This is a genomic window from Acinetobacter sp. UNC436CL71CviS28 (assembly GCF_000620525.1).
Taxonomy (GTDB): Bacteria; Pseudomonadota; Gammaproteobacteria; order Pseudomonadales; family Moraxellaceae; genus Acinetobacter; species Acinetobacter radioresistens.
On record NZ_JIBB01000018.1, the window covers coordinates 1 to 20275 of the forward strand.

Below are 20275 nucleotides of genomic sequence, written 5' to 3' on the forward strand. Positions count from 1 at the left end.
TGACCGTGGACGCGAGATGGCAGAACATAAAATACTTGAAGAAGATTTAGGCATAGATGTATATTTCTGTGACCCACATTCACCCTGGCAAAAAGGCACATGCGAAAATATGAATGGTTTAATTAGGCAATATTTACCTAAAGGGATTGATTTAAATCAGGCAGATCAGCATTATTTAAATCAAGTTGCCATGTCACTGAATACTCGTCCTAGAAAAGCGTTAGATTGGCTTACACCATTAGAGAAATTTGCTCAGCTTGTTGATTATCATAAGACTTTTCAAACTGTCGCACCTCATGTTTGAATTCGCCGGGCATTTATCCTTTAGGATAAAACTTATTATTTATATTCTTATAAATCTGAAATATAAGGAGAATGCCTAAATGTCTTATAAATATGAGTATGCCGGTTTTTGGGTCAGATTTGGTGCCACTATTATAGATGCTCTAATTATGTTTTTAGCCATTATTCCAGCCGCATGGATTTTCTATGCAGGGGATTTTGATTTGATCTTTGCTACCGGGTTAAGTGATCAGCCACAAAACTTATATTTTGACATACTCATGAATTATATTTTTCCTATATTCTATAGTGTACTGTTCTGGCTATTTGCTGCGGCTACGCCTGGCAAAATGTTAATGCGCTTAAAGGTTCTAGATGAAGAAACGGGAAATAAACTCACTTTAGGACAAAGTATATTACGCTATATTGGTTATATACCGGCTACTCTGGTTTTTCTTATTGGTCTGATCTGGATAGCTTTTGATCCTAAAAAGCAGGGATGGCATGATAAAATGGCCAAAAGTGTGGTAGTGCGTGAAATCTAAAATATTTTTAATGAGTAAATATGGGTGAATCCAGTATTTTTTTCTTATTTATTGCTAGCTATAGCCATAATCTCTGAAGTCATTGGTACTACATTTTTGGTTAAATCTGAGGGTTTTACCAAATTAGGCCCGACTCTTGCTGTGGCATTATTTTATCCTTTTATCTGTTATCTCAAGTCACTAAAGTTATCCCTATCGGTATTGCTTATGCAATATGGGGTGGTGTCGGTATTGTATTGACTGCATTTATTGGCATATTCTTTTTCAAACAGTCTTTAGACTCCGCCGCAATCATTGGTATTAGTATGATTATTGGCGGTGTACTGGTAATTAATCTTTTTTCTTCAAGTGTTGGTCATTAGTCTGCTGTGTACCGAGCTTAAATAGCTTTTATTTTGGTTTTAAATTTAAAGACCAACATAACGATTATACCAAAAATCAGACCCCAAAATGCCGAGCCGATACCTAAAAACTGTACACCTGATGCACTAAATAAAAAGGTCATCAGGGCTGCTTCTCGTTCCTCTATCTCATGAAAAGCCAAAGCAATGTTGTGACCAATAGTACCAAACAGGGCTATACCGGCAAGCGCAGTAATAAATACCTGTGGAAATGACATCAGTAAACTAGTCAGTGTGGCTGCAAAAAGTCCTACCAGAATGTAAAAAAATCCACAGCTTATACCGGCAATATAGCGTTTTGCAGGATCAGGATGAACCTGATCATCTAGACTGATTGCTGCACTGATTGCTGCAATATTTACACTATAACAACCAAAAGGAGCGAGTAGTGTTTGTGACAGTCCTGTCCAGCCAATCAGCTGATTAATATGCGGTTTATATCCATAGCTCTGTATCATGGCAATACCTGGCAGATATTGCGAAGCCATGTTGATAACAAAAAGAGGAAAGGCCAGTCCTAAAATCGCTGACCAGCTAAACTCAGGGGCCATCCATACGGGTTGAGCTAACGACCATTGTACGACCGGCGTATGAAACTCCATAAATAGAGGACAGACTGCTATACCACCAATTACAGTGAGTACAATACTATAGCGTGGCCATATGCGCTTGCTGAGTATATAAATCGCGAGAATAGAAAGAATAAACCCCCAGTTAGTTTGCAGACTGGCAAAAAGCGCGATACCAAATTTGAGTAATACTCCAGCCAGCATAGCACTAGTCAGACTTTGAGGAATATAAGACAAGGCTTTTTTGAATACGCCTGAAAAACCCAAGATTGCAGTGAGTAGGCCACATATGAAAAAGGCACCAATTGCCTCGTAAAGGGTATATCCGCTACCTGTTGCAATAATCAGTGCCAGACCTGCAGTTGACCAAGAGGTTGCTACCGGATATTTAAACTTCCATGAAAGGAAAAGACCGGATATACCAATTCCTAGACCTAACGCCCAGAACCATGAACTGATCTGTTCTGAAGTTGCACCTAAAATCTGAGCAGCCTGTATAACCAGAACTGCTGAAACACTAATGCCCACCAGAAAAGTAATGAAACCTGCAAAAATGGCAGGTATTGAAATGTCCTCAAGAAGTTTCTGCATCATGACTTATTAATATTTATATTAAATCGTTTAAAATGCAGACATCATACGCTCGTCAGATAAGGGGTTAAAGTATTTTTCACGTTTATTTATGATAAGAATCAACAATTATTTTCTATATGAGAAAGTGCTCAAGTTAAACTGCTAGTAGCAAGCTTGACTCCAAAACTGAAAAATAAAAGACCAACCAGAAACACGCTGACAGAACTGATTTTCGGGCTCTGCCTAAAAAAGCCTGAAAGTTTTCTACCTGAGAAAATGAGTAAGGTCAGATAACTCATGCTGGTCACCTGTAAAATAATAGCGAGGGTTATAAAACTGAGCGCAGGATGAGGATAATCAGGATCAATAAACTGAACAAAAAAAGAAAGAAAAAAGAGTATGGCTTTAGGATTGAGCAGGCTAACGGTTAAAGCTGTTCGAAAAGGGCGAATACGGTAAATAGTCTGTAACTCAGCTTCTACCTGGCGGTTATAAACTGCTTTACGCCAAGTACTGATACTCGCTTTAAGGAGTTTAAATCCCAGATAGGTTAAATATGAGGCTCCCAAAACTTTCACCACTGTAAACACCCACGGAAAAGCCAAAAGTAAGGAAGCTGCGCCGAGTACAGTGCAAAACATAAGAATAACATCCCCTACAAATACACCAAAAGCGCCCTGATAGCCGGCTTTAATACCGTAACGGGAAGCAATTGACATAACATATAAGGAGTTAGGACCGGGAAGAAGAATAATTAAGACCGTACCAATAATATAGGTGGTCAGATCAGTAATACCAAACACGGGCGATGCTCTGCAATAAAAAACCGCTTGAGGTTATTATAACCAAAAGCGGTCAGTAAAAATGCAGAGAAACAAGATTTAAGGCTTAATTTCAGCATCCATACCAAACATTTGACGTAACTGGATACTGAGCTGATGACGTGCACTAATAAAGCCATCAATACCGCCTAGAAGCAGCTGATAAGCCATAAGGTCTTTGTCCAGTTCACTGGCAAAGCTCTCTGGGGTCTGTGCCGGGCGTTCAATCAGTTCGGCCTGTTTTGCTTGTTCAATACTTAGAGCTGTCTGAATTTCACGGTCGTCTTCTTCAAGCTGGCTCAGTAAAGAAGGGGCAATAGTAAGCAGGTCACATCCAGCAAGACCTAGCACTTGGTCGATACTGCGGAAACTGGCGCCCATTACCTGTGTCTGTATACCTTGCTGTTTGTAATAGTAATAGATTTTTTTCACAGACTGCACGCCGGGGTCACGCTCAGTTGGATAGCTTTCCACACCTTCAGACTTTTTGTACCAGTCCAGAATCCGACCTACAAATGGTGAAATTAAAGTAACCTTGGCATCTGCACATGCCTGGGCCTGATGCAGGCCAAACAGCAGGGTCAGATTACAGTGAATACCTTCCGCTTCGAGTATTCTGGCAGCTTGTATACCTTCCCAGGTTGAGGCAATCTTGATCAGTACCCGTTTTTTATCAATACCGTACTGCTGATAAAGTTCAATCAGTTCATGAGCCTTCTTAACTGTAGCTTCTGTTCTAAATGACAAAGAAGCATCAACTTCCGTTGATACACGACCTTCTACTAGCTTTAAAATTTCAACGCCCAATTTAACTGTTAAAATATCAATCGTACGTTCAATCAGGGCATCTTCAGTAAAGTTTTCCTGCTTTGCCTGTTCAAAAGCAGATTGGATTAATGTCCTGTTTTCCGGCTGAGCTGCTGCTGCGGTGATTAACGAAGGATTGGTGGTAGCATCCAGAGGACGAAACTGGCGAATAGCTTCAAGGTCGCCCGTATCTGCCACGACGGTGGTCAAATTTTTTAATTGGTTTAACGCTGAATGTGTCATTGCTATCAAAGTCTAAAATTAAAATAGTTGTGAAATCAGTTATATCACAAAGCCTGACAGGCTAAAGTGAAAATTAATAATCAAAATATTTCTTATACATTTAAACGCTTTTCTCGAAGATGCTGGATTAAAAAACGTGCAGCTGCACCCAGTTCAGTTTCCCGGCTCCAGACCAGATCGACATAATATTCAAATTTTGGGGTGAAATCGGCAATTTCCAGAATCTTTAAATCTTTGGCAAGCTGTGCATTCTTATTAAAAATTTCTAGGGGCAAAATTCCCCAACCCAAATTCTGGCTGATCATGGCACAGGCTGAGTAGTGATTGTCGGTACGCCAGTATTGTTTTGAAAAAAGCAGTTCAGGTTTAATCAGATGATCACGACTCGCGACTACAATTTGTCTGCTTTTTAAAATATCCTCAAACGTTACCTGTTTAGAAGCAGCCAAGCGATGAGTATAGGCAGCTACCGGTACGATGACTTCACGCTTAAGTTCAATAAACTGTTCCCGACTATCCAGCTGTTCACGCTCAAACATAAGCGCTAGCTGGGCACTACGATTAATCAGCATCTGCAAAGCATCTTCTTGTGGTGCGGAAATAACATTAATTTGCAGTTCTGGAAACTGTTTTTCAACAATACTGACATAATCAGTCCAATTGGTATAAAGCAGCTCCGACACCACTATAATGGTTAAAGAGGACTCAAGGCCATTGCTTAATGCAAAGGCATGCTGTTTCCATTGATTAATCTCAACCAGTAGCTGTTCAGTTTTTTCATAGAGCACCCAAGCCTGAGAGGTAGGCACAGGCTCACGTCCATTACGTTTGAAGAGTTGAAGATTTAAATCAATTTCCAGATTTGCAATTGACATACTTACAGCCGAGGGGACTTTTCCCAACTTTCGCGCTGCTGCTGAAAAAGAACCTGTTTCAATTACTGTTTTAAATATAGTGAGCTGTTCTTGATTTATATTCATCTATCAAAAAAAATGAAAGGAGCTAATTAGATTAGTCAATATTATGCACATAAAATAAACTTATCAATAAATTTGTAGGTGAAAGTCATGTTATTGTCCAAGCGCAGGCTGATCCATGCGCTGAGTTATGAAATTATTTTATTAATTATCATTGCGATTGCACTAAGTTTCCTATTTGAAGTACCAATGGAAGTGTCAGGTACACTTGGTGTGGTCATGGCAATTACTTCAGTGATCTGGAATATGATTTTTAATCATTTTTTTGAAAAATTTGAACACAGGCATCAGCTTAAAAGAACAGTTAAGGTGAGAATTTGTCATGCAGTTGGTTTTGAAGGCGGTCTAATGCTCGCGACTATTCCAATGGTGGCTTATGCTTTAAATATCGGCTTGGGCCAAGCTATTCTGCTGGACCTTGGTATGACATTATGTATATTGGTATATACTTTTATCTTTCAGTGGTTTTATGACCGCATTGAAATACGGTTGGGATATGCACCAGATTATCGATAAGTCTCGGACAGGAAGACTGGTGTTAAATAACTTTTTATCATGTTCTGATCTTAAATTGAGAGATAATTAAAATTAAAGATCATTGTAGGTATTATATAAAATTCAGGTTAAATAGCTTAGATAAAATAGAGCGGTAAAAAACCAGCTATTATGAGTTTAAGACAAGAAAATACAAGAAGGCCGCTTAATCATTAAGCGGCCTTCTTGTATTCATTCACAAAGCAGAAATTATTTTTCTACAATTGCTGTAACACCCTGTCCACCCGCTGCACAGATTGAAATCAGTACCCGGCCAGAACCTTTTTGATTAATCAGTTTTGCAGCAGTAGCCAAAATACGGCCGCCAGTCGCTGCAAATGGATGCCCTGCTGCCAGTGAGGAACCATTAACATTCAATTTAGAGCGATCAATTGACCCAAGTGGCGCTTCCAGTCCTAAACGCTCTTTACAGAAAGCTGGGTCTTCCCATGCTTTTAAGGTAGAAAGTACCTGGGAAGCAAAAGCTTCATGAATTTCATAATAATCAAAATCCTGAAGTTTCAGACCGGCACGTTCAAGCATACGTGGAACTGCATAGGCCGGTGCCATTAGCAGTCCCTCTTTCTTGTTAACGAAATCGACAGCAGCAGTTTCAGTAAAGGTCAAATAAGCCAGCACTTCATGACCGTTAGCTTTTGCCCATTCTTCAGATGCCAGCAATACAACAGATGCACCGTCAGTTAGGGGAGTCGAATTGCCTGCGGTCATAGTAGCTGTCTCACCTTTACCAAAAACAGGTTTCAGTTTTGACAGTTTTTCGACAGATGAATCCGGACGAAGGTTCTGGTCACGTTCAACACCGAGAAAAGGAGTAATCAGGTCATCAAAAAAACCTGCTTCATAGGCTGCAGCCAGCTTATGATGGCTTGATGCAGCCAGTTCATCTTGTGCAGTACGGGAAATTCCCCATTCGAGCGCAGTAATCGCCTGATGTTCACCCATAGACAAGCCGGTACGTGGTTCACCATTTTTAGGCGCATCCAGTAGGTTTTTAACATTAATTTTAGTTAAGGCTTTTAGCCGGTCTTTTGCAGTTTTGGCAATATTGAGTTCGAGTAAGGCCTTACGCAAGCCATCCCCGAAAGCGATTGGCGCGTCGGAAGTGGTATCCACACCACCAGCAATACCTACATCAATCTGGCCCAGGGCAATTTTATTTGCAACCAAAAAGGCAGCCTGTAAACCAGTACCACATGCCTGCTGGATGTCGTAAGCAGGTGTTTCAGGTGCAAGTTGAGTATTAAGTACACATTCGCGTGTCATATTAAAGTCACGGCTATGTTTCAGAACAGCACCAGCAACAACTTCACCAATGCGTTGTCCCTGCAGATTAAAACGCTCAACAAGGCCATTTAATGCTGCGGTTAACATATCAGTATTGGATGCAGTAAAGTAAGGACCATTTGAACGTGCAAATGGAATACGGTTACCACCAATAATTGCAACGCGGCGAACTGTGTTTTGACTCATGTTTTGATCCTGTTGAACAGAAGATGGATTAGACGAAGTAACTTTAGCTGCAGTAGAGACAGTTTTTTTGCTACGGCTAGAAGTGGATTTTACTGCTTTGGGAGATTCGGTCGTACTTTTAGCAATACGCGATGCTGTTTTTGATGTATTTGACACATTTTCCCGAGCAGAATTCTCGACCGCCTGATTTTCTTGAGTTGTTTTAGTCATAAGGCTTTTCCAAGCACGTTTACGATATTCTGATGTGTTACATTAACATATTATAGAATAGCCTGAATTGACTACAATGACATTGCATGGAGCTTTCAGGTCAAGACATCAAAACAGTAACTCAAGTATTATTTTGCTAGAATCCGGTGGACCCTTTGAAATATAACTGTTTGAGATTACTTCTAAAGTCAACAGAACTCCAGGTTCATTCAAATTAAATTGTATGAGAGATAATAAACATGACTGATCAATACCAGGTATTTGCAAAATCTCCAATTGGTAAATTTGTCATCAAGAATCTAGGTTTACCATCGCCAATCCAGCTGGACCGTTTTGAGTCAGCTGCGCCTGTTATTAAAGGAGCAGTACTTTTAGGTGCAGCACCCTCAAGTACATTGTCTGGTGAAATTGCACAGGTTTTAAACAATATCCATGCAAATAGCTATGCAGGTAATAATGCTGAACTACAGCAGGCAGCAGCCCAGACCGGCTTGAACCTCAGTGCTTTTAATGCTGGCGATAAAGAGTCCAAGTTTAAGGCAGTGGTATTTGATGCTTCCGGAATCCAGAACTCTGAGCAGTTAAATGAACTGTATAAATTTTTTAATCCGGTTGCCCGCCAGATTCAGACTTCTGGCAGAGTGATTGTAGTAGGCATTACACCTGAGCATGCCAAAACAGTAAAACAGGCAATTGCCCAGCGCGCATTAGAAGGCTTTGTTAAGTCAGTTGGCAAAGAATTCAAAAAAGGTATTACCGCTCAAGTTGTATATGTAGATGAAGGCGCTGAAGCGAATATTGAATCTACTCTACGTTTCCTGCTTTCACCTCGTTCAGCTTATGTATCTGGTCAGGTAATCCGTGTATCTAAAGCTGAAGTGGTTAATGTTGACTGGGCTAAACCTTTAGATGGCAAAGTGGCATTGGTAACTGGTGCCAGCCGTGGTATTGGCGAGGCGATTGCACAGGTACTGGCACGTGATGGTGCTCATGTGATTTGTCTTGATGTGCCACAGCAGCAAGCTGACCTTGACCGGGTTGCAGCAAGTATTGGTGGTTCAGTTTTGGCACTGGATATTACTGCAGCTGATGCAGGTGAAAAAATTAAGGCAGCTTCCTCAGAAAAAGGTGGTCTGGATATTATTGTGCATAATGCCGGTGTGACCCGTGACAAGACGCTGGCCAATATGAAGCCTGAACTTTGGGACATGGTACTAAATATCAACCTGTCTGCGGCAGAGCGTATTAATGACTATCTGCTGGAAAATGATGGCTTAAATAACAATGGCCGTATTGTATGCGTATCCTCCATATCAGGTATTGCGGGTAATCTGGGCCAAACTAACTATGCTGCCTCTAAAGCAGGCGTAATCGGTCTGGTTAAATTTACCGCACCACTGCTGAAAAATGGGATTACCATTAATGCAGTTGCCCCGGGTTTTATTGAAACTCAAATGACCGCAGCCATACCATTTGCAATCCGTGAAGCCGGACGCCGTATGAACTCTATGAGTCAAGGGGGGTTACCGGTAGATGTTGCTGAAACGATAGCATGGTTTGCCTCAACTGCATCTACAGGCCTAAATGGCAACGTTGTGCGTGTCTGTGGACAAAGCCTGTTAGGCGCGTAAATTTTTCATAAAAACTCTTTTCCACTAAAGGGAAGAGCAGTATAAAAGGAGAGGTGGATTTAAACCTCTCTGGCCCTCTTCCTGAGCAAGGGAGAGGGAATTTTATTTATAAAAAAGATATTGATGAAGGTTGAGTATGCACACACGTCATTTTAGCCAGTTACCTAAGCCTTATCTGGCTTATCCAAAAGTTATTCAGGGACTGATTTTTAAAAAGCCTAAAGCTGAGAAAGTATTGCCACAAGTTGAATATGTTGTGGACTCTCTTAAGATCGATCAGAAACATCTGAAAGCCTACAATGAAGTGTGCGGCTTTAAAAATAATGGAGAGGTTCCTGCAATTTATCTGGCAGTACTTTCACAAAGTCTGCAAATGCATATGATGACGCAGGAAGCTTTCCCGTTTGCAATTCTGGGGCTGGTACATATTCGCAATATGGTACGTCAAACCCGTAGCATCAATACCAGTGAAGAGCTGACGTTGTCTTGCAGGTTTGGTGAACTTAAACCCCATGATAAAGGTATACAATTCGACTTTATCACTACTGCTAAAGCTGGTAATCAGGTCGTGATGGAAGGGCTGACTACCTATCTGGTTCGCCAGAAAAGTACAGTAAAAGCGGCTGAAAAGGTAAAGGCTGAACAGGAACCCGAATATCAGTTGAAAGAAAAATGGGATATTTCTGAAAATACCGGACGCCGCTATGCTCTAGTCTCAGGAGACTTCAACCTGATCCATATTCATGCAGTTACAGCCAAGGCATTTGGTTTCAAGCAGGCAATAGCACATGGTATGTGGAGTAAGGCTCGGGCACTGGCAAGTCTTGAACTACCAGAAGCTTATGAAGCCGATGTGAATTTTAAATTACCTATGTATTTACCTTCCCGGGTAGAGCTTCTCTCTGCCGAGCAAGGCCAAGATACAGTATTCCTGATTTGTAATGCCAAATCGCATAAACCCCATGTTGCGGGTTGTATTAAAGCGTTGTAAGTTTTAAGCCTGAGTTTCATAACTCAGGCTTTTTTATAGTAAGTATTGAATTAAAATATTTAGATTAAAAATAAGAGTAATGATATGTCAGCCATTCAAGAATGGATTCTTCATGGACACCAGCATTATAAAGGTGAATGTCAATCTGAATTCAGAGATTTAGCAAAGCTGTTTAGCCGATTGCAGTCCAGCCGTTTAAATAGCGGAGGGGCTGGGTTAGCAGTTTATTTTAAAGGAAAAAAAGTTGTTGATATTTATACTGGCAAAAAATCTGCAACTGAAAACTGGCAAGCCGATACGCTGGCAGTATGCTATTCAACCGGAAAAGGCATATTGGCCACTTTGGCTCATATTCTAGTAAGTGAAGGTTTTCTGGACTATGACACACCCATTGGTCGATACTGGCCTGAATTTGCACAGCAAGGGAAAGATAAGCTGACGCTACGACATATATTGTCTCATCAAAGCGGTTTATATGATATCCGCAACCTGATTAATGATGCTGCAGAAATGCTTGAGTGGCAGCATATGTTAACTGTGTTCGAGCAGGCTAAACCGCGTTTTTCAGCAGGAGAGGGCGTTGCTTATCAGGCTTTAACCTTTGGCTGGCTGGTCGGTGGGCTACTTGAGAAAGTTACCGGTCAAACTTTATCTCAGTTAATGCAACAGTATCTGGTAGAACCACTTGGGTTAGATGGTGCATATTTTGGTCTTCCCTTGACTGAACTGGAGCGTGTAGCTCGTCCTTTTGCTGCCTCTAAACCAGTCCGAAAGGAACATAACAATCAAATATCAAAGAAAACAAAAAGAAAAACATCATTCAGTGAAAAGCTGTTTTACTGGAGTGGACAGAACCCTCAAGATTTCCAAGATGCTATGGTTCCTAAAGGAATGAAAAACTTTAGCTTCTTTAATGAGGCCGGCCTGCAGGCCTTGGTTCCCGCAGCCAATGGTGTGTTTGATGCGCATAGTCTGGCAAAAATTTATGCCATGCTGGCTAATCATGGACAGTGGAAAGGTAAGGTCTTGATTAAACCAGAAGTTTTTCAGGAGCTCAGCAGTATTCAGAGTTTTGCTCGCGACCGGGTTATGCCTGTACCCATGAACTGGCGTTTGGGCTATCATCGGATCTTTACGCTGGGTAAGGCCGCCCAACAAGGTTTTGGGCACATGGGATATAACAGTTCAGCGGCCTGGTGTGACCCTGAGCGTAATTTGAGTTTTGCCTATACTCATAATTTCCAGATGGGTTCCATGACTGGAGATTACCGTTTGTGGGCACTTACTCAAGAAGCTTTACGCTGTGCAGATGGTGTACTTACTGGTAGGAAAGGATGGTTCTCTTGAATTAAAATAATATAAAAGGACATATATGGACATAGAGCTTTCAGATTTACAAACCAAGAAGCAAGCTTTACTAGATCTGTTAAAACATCTTAAAGCTAATGCTTATCAGTTTATCAGTGTAACGCCAGAAACGCATTCACGGGTCTTAAGACATGCGGCGGTAGGAGAAACTTTAGCAGATATTTTTGGCTGGAATCGCTGGTTCTATGCAGCAGATCTCAAGGCACCTTTATTTGAACTATTGAAATATCATGATTTGCTTGAACAGCAGGAGCAACTGTTTCGCTGCAAATTTCGTGTTTCAAGTTTAAATGATGAGATTTTTATCCATAGCAGTTACCCTACAACTAGCCAGAATGCTGTTTTCTTAGGACCTGATACCTACCGTTTTAATTTGCATTTAGACTGTTTCCTAAAACAACAGCAATTCTCTGTGAGCAGTATTCTGGAAATGGGTTCGGGTACGGCAGCCACTGCGATTCTAACAACCAAAAAATTTAACCCTCAGCCAGAACTTACATTGGTAGACATTAATCCACACGCTCTATTATTAAGTGAACTTCATGCAGAATTCTCGGGCATTGAAAAGTTTCGTGCAGTAAATAGTCATTTATATCAGGAAATTCATGAGCAATATGATTTGATTATTGCCAATCCTCCTTACCTGGTAGACTCGGAGCGGCGTCAGTATCGGCATGGTGGCTATAAAATGGATGGTGCACAGCTGGCTTTTGATATTGTGCAGCAAGGGGTTACTCATCTTTACAGAAATGGACACTTGTTTTTATATACAGGGGTTGCCATCCGTAATGGTCAAAGCGTATTACAGGAACGAATTGAAGAGTGGTTTAAAGGACAATCAAAATTTACATGGCGCTGGCAGGAAATCGATCCGGATATTTTTGGTGAAGAACTCGAACAGCCATATTATTCAGGTGTGGAGCGAATTGCAGCCATTATTCTATGTGTTCACAAGATTGCCTGATAGTTTAAAAGCACAGAAATTTTAAATATACATAAATGTAAAAGCGTATCTGGTTTCAAAAATTATTTTCATATTCAAACGCAAAGTAGTGACTTGTCGTTTTAAAAGCAATTGATGACATCGGCTCATTCACTAAGCTGCAAAAAAACAGTATGCTTATACAGGCAAAAAGGAGCATACATGTATCAAGTACTTGCGCGAAAATATCGTCCACGCAACTTTAATGAGCTGGTCGGGCAAAGCCATGTGTCACGGGCGCTGACCAATGCGTTAGAACGTGGCCGTCTGCATCATGCTTATTTATTTACAGGTACACGTGGCGTAGGCAAAACAACAATTGCGCGTATTTTAGCAAAGTGCTTAAACTGTGAAACCGGTGTTACTTCTACACCATGCGAAGTATGTGCTACCTGTAAAGCCGTCAATGAAGGCCGTTTCATTGATCTGATTGAAATTGATGCCGCTTCAAGAACCAAAGTTGAAGATACCCGCGAACTGCTCGACAATGTACCTTATGCACCGACTCAGGGACGCTTTAAGGTTTATCTGATCGATGAAGTGCATATGCTCTCTACTCACTCTTTTAATGCACTCCTGAAAACGCTCGAAGAGCCGCCAGAGCATGTAAAATTTTTATTCGCTACCACAGATCCGCAGAAATTACCTATTACGGTTATTTCACGATGCCTGCAATTTACCTTGCGACCATTAGCAGTTGATGAGATTACTGAACATTTAACCCGAATTTTACAAAAAGAAGAGATTAATGCTGATAGTGACGCCATCTGGCAAATTGGTGAGTCTGCCCAAGGCTCCCTACGTGATGCATTGTCTCTGACAGATCAGGCGATTGCTTATGGTCAGGGTGAGGTACACCATCAGGATGTCAAAGAGATGCTGGGGCTGATCGACCGCACTATCATCTATGACCTGATTCTGGCCATTCATCAGAATAATCAGGCCCGGGTCAGCCAGCTTTTATTACAGTTTAGACATCAGGCACTGGATGTTTCACTTGTTCTGGATCAGCTGATTTCGACCTTACACGAATTGGCTCTATTACAATATTTGCCCGACCTAGGCCTTAAATACAGTGATGAGATTAACCGTAAAATTTTACAGCTCTCACGCCTGATTTCAGCGCAAGACCTGCAACTGTATTATCAAATTGCCTGTAAAGGACGAGCTGACCTGCAACTGTCTGTTACGCAAGAGCAGGGCTTTGAAATGTGTATTTTACGGCTGTTAGCTTTTCGACCTTTGGCACCTGATGAAATATCAATAGACAATTCTAGACCGGCGGTTTCTGATAGTAGCTTTTCAGCATCGGCAGAAGTTAATACAGCACCTCGTTCGTCTGAACCACAGGTAACAGTTTTAGCAGAGAAACTTGAGCCTGAGACAAATTTTATTTCTGAAGAGTTATCATTCGCTGGAGCAGAGCCAGACACTGTGTCTAAAACTACGGCAGACTCTTCTAAACCTTTTGAGAAAAAACCGCTAAAATCAGCTGTTCCGGACAGTAATACTGAGGAAAGTTCAGCAGCAAATGAAATGCTGAGCTTTAATTTAAACTCGGCTGATGGGCTGGTCGGGTTTGATGAGGCAGGTTTAAATGTTCAGCCTAAACCGGTAGCGCCTTCTGCTGATCTTTTGGATACTAAATTTCTTGAGCCTGATGCTCTAGTCATTTCAGAACTGGCAATAAACACCCAATCCGATATACCAAAAGATCTTAGCCAGAGTGAAACAGCGCCTACCATATCTGCGGAAGATTTATTTGTTGAGTTACCTGTAGCCGAGTCCTTTAAAACCGGGGGAAAGATTGAGCAGGTATCTCATAGTTTTTCTGATGAAGAATTGTCTGATACTAAGCTGGAAAAAGCTGGTATTAGCGCTCAGCAATATGAAAACTCTGGTCACTTGATGCCTCAGGATATTCTAACACTAACACCTCAGCAGTTAGAGCATGAATGGACTGTAGACAAATGGGAATACTGGTTTAGGAATAGCGAGTTATCACCTGCCGTTCAAGAGCTGGCCCAGCATGGACTGATGACAGGCACGATTAATGGCCTGTCAGTTTTTCAAATTCCACAACAATATGAAGGAATGCTGTCTCAGCTCCAGCATGCTTTAGAGCAAGCCATGAAAGAGCAATGGCCTGATACACAGTTTCAAGTGGAATACAAAGAAATTGAGCAGATCACGCCATATATCATGCAAACGGTACGCAAGGAAAAAGCGTACCAGCGTGCAAAAGAATTACTACAGCAGGAGCCTGCAATTCAGAGTTTAATTCATCTTTTTGATGCCGAGCTGCAAAATATCCAGTTAAAATCATGATTGTTTTATAAACAATAAGTGGCTAGATCCTCCCGCATCTGTTGAGATATGGGAGTGCTTTTTCGTGTTTCACGATTTACAAGCACATGAACAAAGTGACCTTGTGCAGATGCTTGCTGCTGACCCTGTTTAAAAATCGCTAAACGATATGTTAAAGAAGATTGGCCAATCCGTTCAATTGCTACGCCAACCTCAATTATTTCAGGAAAAGACAGTTCCTGAAAAAAGCTGCAAGCAGAATCAACTACCAGCCCAATTACAGGGGATTGATGAATATTAAACCCTGCTTTCTGAATCAGCAGCGAATTAGCCGCCGTGTCAAAATAGCTATAATAGGTTACGTTATTGACGTGCCCGTATATATCATTATCTGCCCAGCGAGTCTGAATCGGCAAGAAAAATCTAAAATGCTTGCGTTCGGTAATTACAGGCTTATTCATGAATAAATGGCTCGGTATATATTGAGCGCATCTTCATAACCCAGCTCACGGGGGTTATTCTGTAATAGCCGGGTTTGTAATACTGCATCTTGTGCCAGCTGTTCTAAAGCCTGCTCAGGTATTGCGAGTGATTGCAAAGTCAAGGGTAAACCAGTGATGTCCAGATAATTTTGCATATGATCAATAAACAGATCACTGAGGCCTTCTACTGAGCCACTACTTTTAGGTTCAATATGTAACATCAATTCAGCATAGTGCTGCTTGGCATGAGTCAGGTTAAATTTTAAGACTTCAGTAAAAACCAGAGCATTGCTATGCCCATGTGAAATATGAAAGTGTCCACCAAGCGGATAAGCCAAGGCATGTACCGCACCCACTGGTGAGTTGGCAAAGGCCTGCCCGGCAAGCATTGAGCCGACCAGCATATTTTGCCGGGCTTCCATATTGTGGCCATCTTCAAGTACCGGTCTTAAATTTGTATAAAGAATCTGGAGCGCTTTAACTGCGAGTAAATCTGCATAGAAATTTTTTTTAATTTTAGATGTATAGGCTTCGACAGCATGCACCATCGCATCAATACCGGTCGCTGCAGTAATATGATGCGGTAAATTTCGGGTGAAATTTGCATCGAGTATAGTAGTATCTGCAAAAAGCACAGGTGAGACTATTCCACTTTTTGTTGTTTCTCCAGTGGTTACTATCGAAATAGGCGTGACTTCGGAGCCGGTACCAGCAGTGGTGGGAATTAAAATTAATTTCAGTCGTGCGCCTTGGACCTGATTTACACCATACATCTCCTGGAGCTTTTGCTGTTGTTCAGGATGCGCAAGCAGGGCAATAATCTTGGCAACGTCCATAGAGCTGCCGCCACCAAAGCCTAAAATAATGTCTGCTTTTTCTTCTCGGGCAAAACGGGCAGCTGCCAGGACTACGTCTTCTGGTGGATCAGCCTGTACATCAGCATAAATACTATATTCAAGTCCAATGCTATGTAAAATATCTAAAACAGGTTGATGAAGCTGCTGAGCCAGCATTCCCGGATCGGTAACCAATAACAGTTTTTTAGACTTCTGCTCTATCAAGATTTGCTTGAGTCTCTCAATTGAGCCTAGCCCAGCAATAATATTGGGAACGGTTTGAAACTGAAATTGGCCCATACGTTTTCCTTAATTCTTTAAAAAATTGAACATTATTGTTTTGCAGTTCTATAGGATTCATCCTGTAAATAACTTAACATAAGACTCTTCAAAAGAAAGCTGTACTTGAGGTCGTTATGTCGTCCAAAGCGCCGTATAAGGTGTTGTGTGTCTGTTTAGGAAATATTTGCCGCTCTCCCACAGCGGAAATTGTCCTGAGGCATTATTGTGACGAGCATCAGTTAAATGTAATCGTTGATTCAGCTGGCACCAGTAATTATCATCCAGGTAAAGCACCTGACCAACGGAGTCAGAAGCATGCCAAAAAACGTGGTTATGATCTCTCAACGTTAAGAGCTCGTCAGTTAAAGACTCAGGATTTTCTTGATTTTGACTTGATTCTGGCAATGGATCATCAGAATCTTGAAGATATACAAGCAGTAATGCATCAAGCTGGTCTTGAATATGGCGAAACATGCCTGCGTGCAAAAGTTGCTCTGATGAGTGAGCATGACCCTGAATATTCCAAGCAGGCTTTACCCGATCCGTATTATGGCGGACTTGATGGTTTTGAGCGGGTACTGGATCAGTGTGAATCAAGCAGTCGTGCCTGGATAAATGTATTTAAAAGTCAGTTTAGTCAGTAATTTAAAAGGTTTAGATGTGATTCAGATTCAAAATAATATTCAACTTAAACCTTTTAACAGTTTAAAGCTTAACAGTGTCGCTTCCCATTACATTCACATTGAACAGACTCGGCAGATTCCGGCTGCGGTTCAATATGCTATCCAGAATCAGCTGAATATTCTTGTACTTTCTGGTGGCAGTAACCTGCTTCTACCTGAAAAGATTAATGCACTGGTCATGCATATTGATATTCAAGGTATTGAGTATTTAGATGAAGATGAACAAAGCCGCAGCCTGAGGGTGGGTGCCGGTCAGGTCTGGCATGAGTTTGTACTCTATACCACCACAAAACGCTTGTATGGCTTACAGAACCTGGCTTTAATTCCAGGACGAGTTGGCGCGTCACCTGTACAGAATATTGGTGCTTATGGGGTAGAAGCTGGGGATTTTATTGAATCGGTACAAGTATATGACCGTGAAACTGGCCAGTTTGACTCGATCTGTGCTAAAGATTGCGGTTTTTCATACCGGCACAGTATTTTTAAAGATCAGCCAAATCGCTACATTATTACCCATGTAACATTCAGGTTATTAAAAACACCGCAGCTCAAGCTGAATTATGGCGATCTGAAACTGGCTATGGCAGGTGATCAGAGTGCCGAAAACCTGCAACAGCAGGTTATTCATATTCGACAAAGTAAGTTACCTGATCCGGCACAATATCCTAATGCCGGCAGTTTTTTTAAAAATCCTGTGATTAGTAATGAGGCTTATCAGAAACTGGCAGTGCGATTCCCGAGACTACCGCATTACCCCCAGTTGACTGGTCAGGCCAAGATTGCAGCCGGCTGGCTGATTGAGCAGGCAGGATGGAAGGGCAAGCGTCTGGGTCAGGTAGGCATGTTTGAAAAACAGGCACTGGTCTTGGTCAACTATGCTGAAGCGTCATTAGAAGATATCAAAGCTACATACGGCGCGGTACAGCACGATGTTTATCAGAAATTTAACATCATGCTCGAGCCGGAACCGGTACTCTATAATGAAATAGCCCAGATTTGCTCACATACGGAATAAACAGTTTATGGCTCAGTATCATTGGATGGTGCGTTTAGTACAGCTTGCCGCAGGCATATTTGTACTGCTCGGCTGTTTGATGGTTTTTATCTATACCCCTTTTTATTCGCAGCTGGTGGTCAAGGCTCTTAATACTTTTGTGCCAGTAGAAGTCAACCAGGTGGCAGCAAAAAGTCAGGAAATGGCCGCCCTGAGCGAATATGAGGAACTAGAGCCTGGTTCAAATCTCTGGATTGCCCGTCAGGCATATTTAAAACTGATGGAGCAGTCTATGCAAAACCAGAATGCACAGGATTTGCCTACGCTACAGGCCCGTTATAAAGCATTGCAAAAAATTATTATTGAAGAACAGGAAAAAGAAGAAAACGATAAGGACGACCAACCGGTTATTCCATTACTGGTTCCATCTGTTGATAAAAAAGGACAGGAACAAGAACAGCCAGTCTCCGATTCGGTTGAAGACATGCGTGAGCTTCTGCAATTGAATAGCGCAGAGAACAAGGTGTTAATGGAGCAATATATAGATTTCCTGATGACACATCCGGTTGAACAGCAAGAGACAGTAGAAAGCGAAATTTATCAAGATATTGCCCAAATACAAAAAGAAAAAAATGAACCAGTCTATCCGGCAAGTTCCAGCAAACCTTATGCAATTGTTGTTTTAGGTGGCGGATTGACTTTAGCTGATAACCAGAAAGATATTGTAGTGAATAAATATACCCGCTTGCGGCTCGAGAAAACCCTGGAAGTCGAAAAACAATACCATTTACCCATTGTTTTAAGCGGGGTAGAAGCCCCTTATATGCAGGCTTGGTTAAAAGAAAGAAATGTAGAAGCAAAATTACTGGAAAACCGCAGTATGAATACCTGTGAGAATTCACGGTTCAGTTCATTGCTTTTACAGAAAAAAGGTGGGGCACCTACAGTAATCTTGATCACGGATGTTTATCATATGCCACGTACACGCCGTTTATTTGCACTAAACGGTATAGAAACCATACCGGTTGAAGCACCTATGCCTTCAAAATTAACAGACTGGCGTCCAAGCCGGCAGAATTATGATCACAGTCGCCGTGCCAATTACGAAATGCTGGCCACAATTCGCGATATCCTATTTGGCTCAAGTGGCTGCCGGGAGGTACCTTAATGTCAGATATCCCGTTTTTAAATCCGAATGTACTTACCCAGCTTGACTTGCCTATACCTAGCCGTGAAATTACTTCACAGCTTCTAGAACCATTAAATCTGAACCGCCCGTATGAGCCCTCAGTTGATATTTTAGCTTATCGCAAACTTTATGGTTTAAATCTGCTGGACTGTGACCAATGGCAGGGTTATGTTCCCATGCCACTTTTTCGATTACATGTACAGGTTTTTAAACCGAGAGTTGCTGAAATTAAAGGTACGGTCTGTTTGCTGCATGGTTATCTTGAACACAGTGGCATTTACCAGCCAATCATCCGTGAAATACTTGAACAGGGCTTCAGCGTAATAACATATGACTTGCCAGGGCATGGCTTAAGTGACGGTTCGCCGGCCAATATCCAGAATTTTGATCATTATCAGCAAGTTTTACTGGCCGTATATCAGTATGTCCGTCAGGCTGACCAGTTGCCGCAACCATGGTTAGGTATTGGGCAGAGTACGGGAGGCGCAATCTGGATGCATCATTTGCTCGAATATGCTGAGCAACGCCGTAATCCGATTGTTGATCGTATTTTGCTTTTATCTCCACTCATTCGACCTGCAAAAACAGCATGGTGGCATAACCCGGTTGGCCTCGGTATTATCCGGCGTATCAAGCGGCAAGTGCCTCGACATTTCCGGCGTAATAACCATAATCCGGAATTTCTGCGCTTTATTCGCTTAAAAGATCCCTTACAGCCCCGTATGATGGGTATGGACTGGATTCTGGCGATGTCGCGGTGGATGCTGGAAATGGAGCAGCGACCGGCTTGCCGAATACCAGTCTGGCTTGCTCAGGGAGCCCTGGACCAGACGGTAGACTGGCGTTATAACATTGAATTTATTCGGCGAAAATTCCGGTTACAGACCCTGCTTATGCTTGAAGAGGGTTCGCATCAACTCATTAATGAGCGGGCTGATATTCGGGCTGCACTTACCGGGCTGATTCCGGCATTTCTACATGCCAGACCTTCAAAATACTATTATGAATAAATAAGCTCATGATCTGGCATTAAGTACTAATAAAACTTAGCGTCATATAATCTTCTGAAAAAGCCAG

The 20275-nt window shown here is 41.8% G+C and carries 19 protein-coding genes and 1 pseudogene; 13 read left to right on the forward strand and 7 right to left on the reverse strand.

The genetic code is table 11. The annotated features are described in order from the left end of the window. From N518_RS16755 to N518_RS16165, 3 genes and pseudogenes are all read left to right on the forward strand, one after another. On the forward strand, positions 1–304 hold a 304-nt coding region (locus tag N518_RS16755; RefSeq protein ID WP_139194183.1), incomplete at its 5' end, for an IS30 family transposase. 79 nt (positions 305–383) lie between these two features. Next, positions 384–827: an RDD family protein gene (locus N518_RS0108210; RefSeq protein WP_005019940.1), complete on the forward strand. Its 444-nt coding sequence runs from the start codon at positions 384–386 to the stop codon at positions 825–827. 24 nt (positions 828–851) lie between these two features. Further along, positions 852–1189 (forward strand): annotated as a pseudogene (locus N518_RS16165) (DMT family transporter). A gap of 17 nt (positions 1190–1206) precedes the next feature. On the opposite strand, the gene N518_RS0108220 reads toward N518_RS16165, so the two are convergent. From N518_RS0108220 to N518_RS0108235, 4 genes are all read right to left on the reverse strand, one after another. Beyond that, positions 1207–2388, reverse strand: a complete 1182-nt coding sequence (locus tag N518_RS0108220) for a benzoate/H(+) symporter BenE family transporter (RefSeq protein WP_026056616.1) — start codon at positions 2386–2388, stop codon at positions 1207–1209. Positions 2389–2519: 131 nt separating this feature from the next. Next, positions 2520–3173 carry a leucine efflux protein LeuE gene (leuE, locus tag N518_RS0108225; RefSeq protein ID WP_017400614.1) on the reverse strand — a complete coding sequence of 218 codons (654 nt, stop codon included), beginning with the start codon at positions 3171–3173 and terminating at the stop codon, positions 2520–2522. Positions 3174–3251: 78 nt separating this feature from the next. Next, complete coding sequence (gene tal, locus N518_RS0108230; RefSeq protein ID WP_017400613.1) at positions 3252–4241, reverse strand: transaldolase; 990 nt, start codon at positions 4239–4241, stop codon at positions 3252–3254. 92 nt (positions 4242–4333) lie between these two features. After that, the gene (locus N518_RS0108235; protein WP_017400612.1) at positions 4334–5221 is read right to left on the reverse strand and encodes a LysR family transcriptional regulator; all 888 of its coding nucleotides are present in this window, start codon (positions 5219–5221) and stop codon (positions 4334–4336) included. Positions 5222–5308: 87 nt separating this feature from the next. On the opposite strand from N518_RS0108235, the gene aceI reads away from it, so the two are divergent. Continuing rightward, complete coding sequence (gene aceI / locus N518_RS0108240) at positions 5309–5734, forward strand: chlorhexidine efflux PACE transporter AceI (RefSeq protein WP_017400611.1); 426 nt, start codon at positions 5309–5311, stop codon at positions 5732–5734. A gap of 228 nt (positions 5735–5962) precedes the next feature. Here the strand turns inward: aceI and N518_RS0108245 are convergent, their stop codons facing one another. Next, the gene (locus tag N518_RS0108245; RefSeq protein WP_017400610.1) at positions 5963–7453 is read right to left on the reverse strand and encodes an acetyl-CoA C-acetyltransferase; all 1491 of its coding nucleotides are present in this window, start codon (positions 7451–7453) and stop codon (positions 5963–5965) included. A gap of 239 nt (positions 7454–7692) precedes the next feature. On the opposite strand from N518_RS0108245, the gene N518_RS0108250 reads away from it, so the two are divergent. The 5 genes from N518_RS0108250 to dnaX all read left to right on the forward strand — a co-directional run bounded on the left by N518_RS0108250 (position 7693) and on the right by dnaX (position 14753). Beyond that, on the forward strand, positions 7693–9084 hold the full coding sequence (locus N518_RS0108250) for a 3-oxoacyl-ACP reductase (RefSeq protein WP_017400609.1): 1392 nt from the start codon (positions 7693–7695) through the stop codon (positions 9082–9084). 136 nt (positions 9085–9220) lie between these two features. Then, positions 9221–10075, forward strand: a complete 855-nt coding sequence (locus tag N518_RS0108255; protein ID WP_005026283.1) for a MaoC family dehydratase — start codon at positions 9221–9223, stop codon at positions 10073–10075. An 84-nt stretch (positions 10076–10159) separates the two neighbouring features. Next, positions 10160–11422 carry a serine hydrolase domain-containing protein gene (locus N518_RS0108260; RefSeq protein ID WP_026444130.1) on the forward strand — a complete coding sequence of 421 codons (1263 nt, stop codon included), beginning with the start codon at positions 10160–10162 and terminating at the stop codon, positions 11420–11422. Between the two features lie 25 nt (positions 11423–11447). Beyond that, positions 11448–12407 carry a methyltransferase gene (locus tag N518_RS0108265; RefSeq protein ID WP_005406230.1) on the forward strand — a complete coding sequence of 320 codons (960 nt, stop codon included), beginning with the start codon at positions 11448–11450 and terminating at the stop codon, positions 12405–12407. Positions 12408–12587: 180 nt separating this feature from the next. Then, entirely contained in the window at positions 12588–14753 is a 2166-nt protein-coding gene (dnaX, locus tag N518_RS0108270; protein ID WP_005026276.1) for a DNA polymerase III subunit gamma/tau, read from the forward strand. Between the two features lie 5 nt (positions 14754–14758). Here the strand turns inward: dnaX and N518_RS0108275 are convergent, their stop codons facing one another. Both N518_RS0108275 and N518_RS0108280 read right to left on the reverse strand, forming a co-directional pair. Beyond that, positions 14759–15193 carry an acyl-CoA thioesterase gene (locus tag N518_RS0108275; protein WP_005026273.1) on the reverse strand — a complete coding sequence of 145 codons (435 nt, stop codon included), beginning with the start codon at positions 15191–15193 and terminating at the stop codon, positions 14759–14761. Next, on the reverse strand, positions 15190–16350 hold the full coding sequence (locus N518_RS0108280; RefSeq protein WP_026444131.1) for an iron-containing alcohol dehydrogenase: 1161 nt from the start codon (positions 16348–16350) through the stop codon (positions 15190–15192). Before N518_RS0108280 ends, N518_RS0108275 begins: the two co-directional genes overlap by 4 nt. Positions 16351–16466: 116 nt before the next feature. Between N518_RS0108280 and N518_RS0108285 the strand changes: the two genes are divergently transcribed. The 4 genes from N518_RS0108285 to N518_RS0108300 are packed head-to-tail and all read left to right on the forward strand — an operon-like array spanning position 16467 to position 20208. Then, complete coding sequence (locus N518_RS0108285) at positions 16467–16976, forward strand: low molecular weight protein-tyrosine-phosphatase (protein ID WP_026444132.1); 510 nt, start codon at positions 16467–16469, stop codon at positions 16974–16976. Continuing rightward, positions 16948–18030: a UDP-N-acetylmuramate dehydrogenase gene (gene murB / locus N518_RS0108290; protein WP_081402529.1), complete on the forward strand. Its 1083-nt coding sequence runs from the start codon at positions 16948–16950 to the stop codon at positions 18028–18030. Before N518_RS0108285 ends, murB begins: the two co-directional genes overlap by 29 nt. A 7-nt stretch (positions 18031–18037) precedes the next feature. Further along, positions 18038–19177 carry a YdcF family protein gene (locus N518_RS0108295; protein ID WP_017400604.1) on the forward strand — a complete coding sequence of 380 codons (1140 nt, stop codon included), beginning with the start codon at positions 18038–18040 and terminating at the stop codon, positions 19175–19177. After that, entirely contained in the window at positions 19177–20208 is a 1032-nt protein-coding gene (locus tag N518_RS0108300; RefSeq protein ID WP_017400603.1) for an alpha/beta hydrolase, read from the forward strand. Before N518_RS0108295 ends, N518_RS0108300 begins: the two co-directional genes overlap by 1 nt. The last annotated feature ends 67 nt before the right edge of the window (positions 20209–20275 follow it).